3 protein-coding genes and 1 tRNA gene are annotated in these 2345 nt (G+C 58.3%); 2 read left to right on the top strand and 2 right to left on the bottom strand.

Translation table 11 applies throughout. The annotated features are described in order from the left end of the window. Window positions 1-126 precede the first annotated feature (126 nt). Window positions 127-1035: an adenosine deaminase family protein gene (locus tag AB4043_RS25735; RefSeq protein WP_442308550.1), complete on the bottom strand. Its 909-nt coding sequence runs from the start codon at window positions 1033-1035 to the stop codon at window positions 127-129. Beyond that, on the bottom strand, window positions 927-1394 hold the full coding sequence (locus AB4043_RS25730) for a hypothetical protein (protein WP_442308549.1): 468 nt from the start codon (window positions 1392-1394) through the stop codon (window positions 927-929). Before AB4043_RS25730 ends, AB4043_RS25735 begins: the two co-directional genes overlap by 109 nt. A 107-nt stretch (window positions 1395-1501) precedes the next feature. Here AB4043_RS25730 and AB4043_RS25725 point away from each other — a divergent pair. Then, window positions 1502-1576: transfer RNA gene (locus tag AB4043_RS25725), tRNA-Phe, on the top strand. Window positions 1577-2044: 468 nt separating this feature from the next. Next, window positions 2045-2345 (top strand): hypothetical protein (locus AB4043_RS25720; RefSeq protein ID WP_442308548.1); only part of this gene is annotated, 301 nt, incomplete at its 3' end.

Genomic DNA, 2345 nt, shown 5'->3' with positions numbered 1-2345 from the left:
CCATTACACGCACCACGCCGTTTTCGGTGCGAAGAATTTTCTCAACGTTGAAAGGATGCATGACGAAACCGACGAGTGCTGCAACGAAGAGCAGCAGCAACTCGCCGATGGCGATGAGAGCGGACTTCATTGCACACCTGCCTCGAAGGTGCGGAAGCGGCGTTCCAGCTCCCACTGCTGTGTTGCCTTCTCACTGGATTTCAGGAACTCTGCGCACTTGGTCGTAGGTTTGTCAGCACCCAGCTGCTGCGCGGCGCAGGCGGCAACCGGCTTGCCCCAGGCGTCAGGGCCCGACCATAGAGTGTCCCCGGGTAGAAAGCAATGTTCGATGCCGGTCCGCGCCATATTCTTCAGATCGATGTAAGTAAGGCTGTGCTCCATGGCGGCGCGTGTGTACTCGTTGGTGAGATCGCTGCGCGAGACGCCCTCATCGTCGGTCGAAAGCGAGACCGGAACCTTGGCCGCACGGTAGCTGGCCAGGGGATGGTGGTTGCCGGTGATGCCGAGAATGCCGTCGTTGCTGGTGAGATTGATCTCGACCATCACGTGTTTGGCGGCCATCTCCTTCAGCAGGGCGTGAGGATCGGTCTCATACATGACATCGACACCGTGGCCGATGCGTTCAGCGCCGGCGACCTCAACGGCTTCACGGATATGGAACTTCAGCCCATCGGGCGGGACGATGCCGGGGGCGAGCTCTCCGGCGTGCAGCGAGAGGTGGACCTTGGGGTACTTTGTCTTGAGGAACTGCAGGAACTTCATCTGCCGGTCGTACTCGCTCATCGACATATAGGAGTCTTCGGGCTGCACGAAGTTGATGCCAACGACGCGTGGATCCGCGGAGGCGAGCTCAAAGCCAAGCAGGGTCTGTGCGTAGACCTGCTGCGGTGGGAAGGCGCGCAGCACCTGGAAGATGAAGCGTACTGTCATGCCGCAGGCGGGTGTCGCGGAAGGTGTGCCGCAGTGTTCGATCTCGTTGCGGCGGGCTCCGATGCTGTCGATCTCCGCAATGTCGCGTTTGACGTTGTCACGCACGGCGCCCTCGAGCAGTTTCTGGCGCAGATCTTCGAGGTCATCGTTCCAGCCGAGCTTGTAGCCACCAGGCCGTCGGCGCAGGTACCGGTGGGGTTCTTGGCGAAGGCTTTGGCCTTCGGATCGATGCAGATGTGGTCTTCGACGGCGTCCTTGATGAAGGTCTCGGCATACACCGCGCCGGAGAGGTGGACGTGCAGGTCGCTGCCCTTGGGCATCTTGGCCAGGAAGGCATGCGCAGAGAGAGGACCTTGTTTCACGGCAGAGGCCAGGGCGCGGCCGGCCTTCAACTCACTAGGGGTCTGCGCGGCCGCGGTGATCGCAAGGCATGCGAGGGCCGCGAGTACTCGTGTGCATCTCATCAGAGGGAAATCCTTTCGTGGAAACAGGCCCAGCATACCCTACCGACGCCGGGTCGAGGTTTGTCCCATCCGCCTTTCGATTGCTATACTAAGGACACTCCACGAAGGGCCAGGTAGCTCAGTGGTAGAGCGCGGCCCTGAAAAGGCCGGCGTCGGCGGTTCGATCCCGTCCCTGGCCACCATCCTGATGAAAATACAGCACTTCAGCCGCGCTCTTAGAGCGCGTAGCGGCGTATGTTGCACGCGGCCATGAACAGGTCCAGCCGTCAGCGGTTCGATGCGGTACCTGGCATCAGAAAGATTCCCCACCCTTCGCCATATGTAGGCTAGATGCGTACCTATGGTGGGCTGATGCAGCCACAACCGCCAATAGTAGGAAGCAATAAATGCGTTGCTCCGCAGCCATTATTTGCCTTACGTTGAAAAGGTGGTTGGCATCGTTTACGGATGCCAGCTATCTGGAAGTCGCCGCCAGGGTACGGTTTGACGATCCCCATTCTTATGGATGTCTCTGCGTCTTTCGGCATGATTGCTGTAGCGAAGCCCTCCTAGGCATCGGACTTGTTTCTTTGAATGCGCATCGAAACTTCATTGCTTGAGACGGAGGTTACTGCGCTACACTTCCGTTCGACCCAAGAACACGTCATCAGATGACTGCCCAGATCGCAATCATGAACAGAAACGCTGTTGCACTCGCCAGCGATAGCGCTGTTACCACCCGAAGTGCCGGGGGCGTCAAAGTTCATAATGGGGCCAATAAGCTATTCACGTTGTCCAAATACCATCCCGTCGGGATCATGGTTCACAACAATGCTGACTTTATGGGCTACCCATGGGAAACCATGATCAAAGCCTATCGAAGGCAACTCGGCACCCGATCTTTCCCGCAGGTGTCCGACTACGCAGCAGATTTCTTTGGATATTTGACCTCGCAACGGCATCTCTATGGAG

The organism is Terriglobus sp. YAF25, from assembly GCF_052113305.1.
GTDB lineage: Bacteria > Acidobacteriota > Terriglobia > Terriglobales > Acidobacteriaceae > Terriglobus.
The sequence above is the reverse complement of the archived record's forward strand: the minus strand, read 5'-3'. Positions and strand labels throughout refer to the sequence as shown.